The organism is Bartonella queenslandensis AUST/NH15 (assembly GCF_000312585.1).
GTDB lineage: Bacteria > Pseudomonadota > Alphaproteobacteria > Rhizobiales > Rhizobiaceae > Bartonella > Bartonella queenslandensis_A.
This window is the reverse complement of record NZ_HE997987.1, coordinates 6,168-13,542: the sequence shown is the minus strand read 5'-3', so window position 1 is coordinate 13,542 and position 7,375 is coordinate 6,168. Positions and strand designations below refer to the sequence as shown.

At 36.6% G+C, this 7,375-nt stretch carries 6 protein-coding genes; 3 read left to right on the top strand and 3 right to left on the bottom strand.

Going from position 1 to position 7,375, the window contains the following annotated elements; genetic code table 11:
- Window positions 1-184 precede the first annotated feature (184 nt).
- Window positions 185-1,024 (top strand): DUF1460 domain-containing protein, encoded by an 840-nt coding sequence (locus BN338_RS02905; protein ID WP_039758885.1) that lies wholly within the window; start codon window positions 185-187, stop codon window positions 1,022-1,024.
- Window positions 1,025-1,761: 737 nt separating this feature from the next.
- Here BN338_RS02905 and BN338_RS02900 read toward each other — a convergent pair.
- On the bottom strand, window positions 1,762-2,664 hold the full coding sequence (locus tag BN338_RS02900) for a cation diffusion facilitator family transporter (protein ID WP_039758881.1): 903 nt from the start codon (window positions 2,662-2,664) through the stop codon (window positions 1,762-1,764).
- A 746-nt stretch (window positions 2,665-3,410) separates the two neighbouring features.
- Here BN338_RS02900 and BN338_RS02895 point away from each other — a divergent pair.
- A complete protein-coding gene (locus BN338_RS02895; protein WP_039758878.1) occupies window positions 3,411-4,226 on the top strand; it encodes a TrmH family RNA methyltransferase in 816 nt (271 codons plus the stop codon).
- A 266-nt stretch (window positions 4,227-4,492) separates the two neighbouring features.
- Here the strand turns inward: BN338_RS02895 and mnmA are convergent, their stop codons facing one another.
- On the bottom strand, window positions 4,493-5,716 hold the full coding sequence (gene mnmA, locus BN338_RS02890) for a tRNA 2-thiouridine(34) synthase MnmA (protein WP_039758875.1): 1,224 nt from the start codon (window positions 5,714-5,716) through the stop codon (window positions 4,493-4,495).
- 403 nt (window positions 5,717-6,119) lie between these two features.
- On the opposite strand from mnmA, the gene sciP reads away from it, so the two are divergent.
- Complete coding sequence (gene sciP, locus BN338_RS02880) at window positions 6,120-6,395, top strand: CtrA inhibitor SciP (protein ID WP_039758869.1); 276 nt, start codon at window positions 6,120-6,122, stop codon at window positions 6,393-6,395.
- A 139-nt stretch (window positions 6,396-6,534) separates the two neighbouring features.
- Here the strand turns inward: sciP and BN338_RS02875 are convergent, their stop codons facing one another.
- Window positions 6,535-6,921: a hypothetical protein gene (locus BN338_RS02875; protein ID WP_039758867.1), complete on the bottom strand. Its 387-nt coding sequence runs from the start codon at window positions 6,919-6,921 to the stop codon at window positions 6,535-6,537.
- Window positions 6,922-7,375 lie beyond the last annotated feature (454 nt).

Below are 7,375 nucleotides of genomic sequence, written 5' to 3'. Positions count from 1 at the left end.
GATGAGGTTAAAGAAGCATCATCAAAATAGCTTAACACTGTAAAAAACTGATCATATTTATTGAGGCAATCAATGATTATAGTTATTATTAAATTCGCTAATGATCTAATCTAATAAGCATGAGAAAACACCACTTTTAGTGAGAGTTGTCCATAAGCTGTTAAAATCAAAAACGGTGTATAAAATGCGAAAAATACCCCTATTAATTCTCACTTTAATGTTAGTGACAGGATGTGATGTTCAAAATTCTGATTCACAAGAGGATGTTTTAAAAAATAAAATAGAAACACAACAAACAACCAACGTAGAGCTAGATCCCTATACTTTAAATAAATTAAATGCTCTTCTCAAAAAACATTCAGAAACAAATGATCACGAAAAAGGAGCCTTGATTGGCTTTCTTTCTGAAGCTTTTCTAGGGACACCTTATCAAGCAAATTTGTTACAGGGCTCAGACAAGACACCAGAAAAACTCATCATTGATTTTAGGGGCTTAGATTGCTTCACTTATCTGGATTATGTTGAAGCATTGCGCAAATCGACATCTCCAAAAGAATTCATAAATAACGTCATAAAAACGCGTTACATTAAGGGTAATATTCATTTTTTAAATCGAAAACATTTTTTTACAGACTGGGCTTATAGAGAATATAAACTCGCCGCTGATATTACTGCTGAAATAAGTCCTCATGCAGTCAGCATAGAAAAATATCTCAATAAAAAAGCTGATGATGGAAACTATCTTCCTGGGCTTCCAGTTGTGAAACGCACAATAACGTATATTCCAAGCAACTTTATTAATGAAGAGGTTATAAGCCGTTTAAAATCAGGAGATTTCATTGGCATTTATACAAAACTTGCTGGATTGGATGTAACACATGTGGGCTTCTTTATTATGACAGATAAAGGACCAATGTTACGCAATGCTTCTTCACGAAAAGAAAATGAAAAAGTCGTCGATTCCCCTTTTATGGATTATGTTGCCAAAACACCAGGAATTATTGTTTTAAGAGCCCTTGAATAACATTGAAGAACATCATAGCAATATGAAATAGCTTTTCTATTCTTAACAGATAGACTGAAGTTATTCAGATAAACATCAACTTCCTATAAGCTACACGGACAAAATCATCTGTGGAGAAATGACAGTTATAATGACCTTTACCAACTGAAAGCTGAAAGCAAAAAAACTCTGTTATTGTATCATACTTTCTTTTCATATTCTCGATCCAAGAGTTATCTACAGACGACCACCACTCTAAACTTTATGAATATAAAAAACATATATTTTTTTGTAAGAATAAGTAAAGCCAGATATGTTATGATTGTTGTTTCACAAAGTATTTTATATAAAATTTATAATTAATCTTCATTCTCCCTTGCTCTCAAAAACAAGAGATCTATTCTCGACAGCCCCATAAACAGTCCATCTTCTTAAGCAAATTTCAGCAGCTAATCATTTCATTTGCTTCAATTAAACGCCTCCGGCAAGCCTTACTGTTCAATATTGACCGCACCCTCTAAAAAACTTAAGAAATAAAATTTTACAGCTCTTATCTCACCACCCCTTAAATGACAATGTACGACAACAGAATAATCTTGCCTTAGGATACTCAATTTAACTTTCTCCTTTATTGATGCAAAAATAAAATCAACAAAAGAGCATCATGGTATTTTAAGAGATATGAATTGCCTCACCGTAAAAAAATTAATGTTCGTAAAATGACAGTCAATTTGAAAAAAAATTTTTTATATAACTTTTTATATAAAAGGTATCATCGTTGTACCGGGAGGCAATTTAGCCTCATCTTCAGGTTCGACATGAATAGAAATACGCACATTATCAAATTCTTTTTGAAGAACAGCTTCAATTTTATCACAAATTTTATGGGCTTCTCCAACCTGCATAATAGCTGGAACAACCAAATGAAACTCTATAAAAGTAACCCTACCAGCAACACGCGTCCGTAAATCATGAATCTCAAGTGCACCATCTGCATTCGCAGAAATCAACTCCCGAATCCGCATGGTTTCATTCAATTCAACACCAACATCCATTAATCCTTGAACAGCATTCCTAATCACCTTCCAGCCCTGTAAGAGAATATTAACAGCAACAATTATCGCTAAAATAGGATCTAAAACGCCCCATCCCCCTACAAAACCAGCAATCAAACCAATTAAAATTGCAAGTGACGTGAAAACATCCGTTATGAAATGCACGCCATCAGCTTTAAGAGCCGGTGAGCGATGACGTTTTCCCTGCCCAATAAGAACCATTCCCCACATGCAGTTTATGACAGTTGCAACAAGATGAATAACAAGCCATATTCCAGGTTTCTGCAATAACTTAACAGTAGAAAGCGCTATCCATGCTTCTCTTAAAATAACGATTGCCGCAATAATAATGAGAATTCCTTCAAGAATCGCGGAAAAATATTCCGCTTTATGATGTCCAAAAGGATGATCATGATCTGCTGGCTTCATACTCACTTTAACAGCCCACCATGCTGCCAAAGATGCAAGAATATTGACAATTGATTCCAAAGCATCAGAATAAAGAGCAACTGACCCTGTAATGTGATATGCCCAATATTTCAAAGCAAAAACAATACACGCAATAAAAATAGAGTATAAAGTTAAGCTTTGTATATTCACATTCATGAATCCTATCCTTTTCTTCACAAAACAAGGAATAATATATTCAACCCTATAATGATATTTTTGGCATATCACCAATATTTTCTCAATATTACAGAAGCTTCATCACACACTAAACGTCCCAATTCACCATTGTTATCGCAAAAACTGCTCAGTTACACAGACATCAGCAATAAAGGATGAAGAAAACAAGTCATCAACAAACAGCCTTCCCAAGAGAAGTCAAACACATCCCCTTCATTAAACGTTTTCTGAATAACGTAAAGCCATCTCACGTCTCATGAATGAAAAACTTGTCTTTGCTCAAATGTATCATGATCAATGCATTATTTTTATATCTTCTGACATGCATTATAACCCATCTATAAGCGCACCTTAGAAAAAATAACTGAGCACTCCTCTGTAACCTCACAGCTTAAGGAAATTTCAAAATATGATTGCTAAAAAACTGAGAAAAAGAATGACGCCCCCCAAAAAAAGAATCTGGGCATTGGGGACCCAGATTCTTTTCCCTTATAATTAAGGGCATACAGAACTTGGGAAATAGTCGGGGACCCAAGACACTGCACCCGATACGAAAACAACACTTAATTATCCCGCATCAGTATTTTCACAATACACCTATTGGAATATATTGTCAACACAAATTCTACCATAAGTTTAAAATAATGTTTTTTATTTCTCTTTTTTAAAAAGAAAGCAACTTCTAACACCTGGAAATTGAAAGCAAAAAGCATTAAAAACCTCGCATGCATTTGGATATCACAACAATCAACGAAATAAATGACCCACGTCTGAGAGACTATCATAATATCCGTGAAAAAGATTTTGTTGGACGACAACAGCAATTTATTGCTGAAGGTAAAATAACCTTGACCGCATTATTGCATTCGAAAGAGTTTTCTGCTCTCTCGCTGCTTATCGTAGCAAAACGCCTCCCTGGACTTCTACCGCTTTTAGAAAAAACACAGCCTCAATGTCCCATTTATTGCGTTCCACAAGAAGTCATGGATGATATCACCGGTTTCCATGTTCATCGTGGTGTTCTGGGGATCGGTAAACGCAATACGCTCCCATCATTAGAAAGTTTTTTACAAAATCTTCCGGAAAAAGCTTTGATTCTGGTTTTATGTGGTATTTCGAATCACGATAATATGGGATCAATTTTTCGTAATGCAGCAGCCTTTGCCAGTCACGGCATTATTGTTGACAAAACCTCATGCGATCCACTTTATCGCAAATCAATCAGAGTTTCTGCCGGCGCAGCTCTAAAAGTACCCTATACGCAAAATGCTGATATAGATGACATTATAGCTGCTCTACACGATGAAAATTTTCATCTTTATGCACTCTCCCCTTCTGCCTCACATACGCTCAAGCAAGCGAACAAAACCAAAAGAATGGCACTTATTTTTGGAACAGAAGGTGATGGTTTACCACCCCATATACTACAACAATCAAAAGCCTTACGAATTCCCATGACTGACGGCTTTGACAGCCTCAATGTTGCCACAGCCTCAGGGATCGCTCTCGCCCATTTTACCGACTTTGACCACTCAAGATGATAATACTTCAAAATTGTCACCAACATCCAATGATGTGTACTTTTACCAGCCGCAAAGGCTGCCCATTCCCTTAGTATTTGAGAGCATTCATAAAGATATTTTTACATTTTGCTTTTTTCCCAGCATAATCCCATTTATAATATGCAAAGGATATGGTTTTGATGCATCCAGTCCTAAAGAGAGTTGGCTATGAGAAAATCTTACGAAAGTCTCTCATTCAAGTTGAATGATAAAAAATTATCATCATAAATTAATTCACTTTCTTTTTATGAAGCCGTTGTTTTAAATTGAGATGAAACAGAATCTTTTGTTTCAAGATTGCATAAAACACGCTTCAACATCATTTCAATGTCAGCAGCACGTTCTGAATGCGTTACAAATCCTCCCCCCAGAATACGTGCCTCATGTCCATTTCCATCATAAAGAACGCAAGCTTGCCCTGGGGCTACGCCATTTTCACATTCCAATAGATCAACGGAAAAAACACCTTCTTTATAATGTAAGCGCGCAAGGTGAGGAGGACGCGTTGAACGCACCTTTACAGCCACCTCAATACCTTGAGAAGGAAAATTATCCAACGACTCATCACCAAGCCAATTCACATCACGTAAAAAAAGCTTATGCGTTTCTAACATTTCACGCGGGCCAACAATAACACGAGCATTTTCCACATCGAGATAAACCACATAAAGCGCTTCACCCGTTGACACCCCAATACCACGACGTTGACCAACAGTATAATTAACAATCCCCGAATGTTTGCCTAAAATCTTCCCATCAATATGGACAATAAAGCCGGGATTAGCAGCTTCTGGACGCAATTTTGCGATAACATCTGAATATTTTCCTTGTGGAACAAAACAAATATCCTGACTATCATGCTTATTGGCAACCACAAAACCCATTTCTGAAGCTATTTCACGAACGCGCGCTTTTGGAAGATCGCCAAGTGGAAAACGCAAATAATCAATCTGTTCTTGTGTCGTTGCAAAAAGAAAATAACTCTGATCACGATCGTTATCGAGAGGACGAAAGAGTGCTCGATGTGCCCCATGAGAACGCGAACGAATATAATGTCCCGTTGCCAAAGCATCTGCCTCTAATTCGCGCGCTGTTTCTAATAAATCAGCAAACTTAACTGTCTGATTGCACGCAATACATGGAACTGGAGTCTCTCCATGAGCGTAGCTTTCTGCAAAAGGATTAATAACAGCTTCGCGAAAGCGTTTTTCATAATCAAGAACATAATGCGGTATTCCCAACGTTTCTGCAACACGGCGCGCATCTTCAATATCCTGTCCTGCACAACACGCCCCCACCCGATGCGTTGCAGCCCCATGATCATAAAGCTGCAATGTAATGCCAATGACATTATACCCTTCCCTTTTCAAAAGGCCTGCAACAACCGATGAATCAACGCCCCCCGACATCGCAACAACAATGCGAGAATCCTTAGGTTGTCCTGGTAAATCAAGACTATTCAAAAACATGTATTCATTCTCTATCTAGTGCTCTCTTAATGGATACCCATATGTTAACATTCTGATGCGCATTTCTTCACCACTTTTATGTTTATGCTATCGATTGTCTTTATATTGTTTTTTTGTTCTTTCCACAACCATAGCATTACTTTCTTAAAAGCAGCTGTAAATAAAAAAGAGTGATAGAAATAAGGCACAATGGTAATCATTTGAGAAAACTTTTTCTCTTTTTTCAAATCTAGCAAAATAAAATCTGGCACAATGTCGCAAGAGACGCTTCTAAATAATTTGCTTAGGCTTCTTTTACACGCTCAATAACTTTATTAATTTTTCCTTTCATCACGTTTAGCTCTTTTTTAAATTTCATGCTCTATAAACGAATCAAGTCCTTGACTAAAGGTAGAGGATACGAATGAGCAATTTGATAAAAACACAAATGAAATATGTTATTGGGCCAGATGGAAGTCCACTTACAATTGCCGACCTACCGCCACAAACAACACGGCGCTGGGTGATACGTCGCAAAGCTGAAGTTGTTGCGGCTGTCAGAGGTGGATTGTTAAGCCTTGACGAAGCGTGTCAACGTTATACCTTGACTGTGGAAGAATTTCTTTCATGGCAAAGTTTGATCGATGAGCACGGCTTAGCAGGGTTACGAACGACCAAGATTCAACATTACAGGCATTAAGTTGCCATTGATCATGATTCGATAACGTAAAGCACTTTATAAAAACAGCTAAACTTTTATCAAGTTTAGCTGTTTTTATATTATATTTTCAAAAGATAAATCTGAAAGTATTGATTTGACTTTTCAATAATTTTTTTGATTACCCAGTCATTGAATTAGATTGAATCAAGATATCTTCATCATCTGTGGCTGTCTTTTTTTCTCGTGCTTCCAAAAGCTGTGCATGTTGCAGCTCAGTATTAGCTTCATGAAGAGCAATTTCAGCATTTGTTTTTTGAAGCTGTAAGTCACGAATGGAATTGAGCAGATTATCGCGTCTTTGCCGAGCTGCACGCGCAAAAGCAGAATAAGCAAAATGGTGAACATCGTTGTTTCCAGATTTACGCTCTTCATGAGAAATTTGTGTTTCCAGTTCTAACACCATTCGTTCAAATTCTGCAATCATCATCTCAAGCTGTGCAATTTCGCGGCGCTTTCCGCGTACTTGAAACATCCTCAATCGCACCGTATTTTCCCGTGGCTTCATACTTACTACTCCTTGATTGTGCCAACTCAAAACGCGCATTCATACTCAATTCATATCGTTTTAGTTATATATCTAGCCGAAAAAAACAGTCCTTAATGAGACTATAACTCCGCCCTTCCTTAAAGTATTTGCAAACACAACCTTCTTTAAAGAGCCATAACTATTTCTTTATTTTTCCCTCCCACTATAAAATGAAGAGATTTAAAGCTCCGTAAATAAACACTAAAATTGTAAAAAAGTAATTTATAAGGCTTTTTTACAAATTTTTTTAGATTAAAATTTATAGAAAAAGCCCTTCATTTCTTATTATGTTAAAAAATATGGGATTTTTTTTAAATAATTTTATAGCCTCTTTCAAAAATAACAATATTTTGTTAACCACTATCATGGATAGTGGGGAATTTGGTAGTGATTGTTACGCGTACTACTGAAATATTCATAAACGCTTTATTGC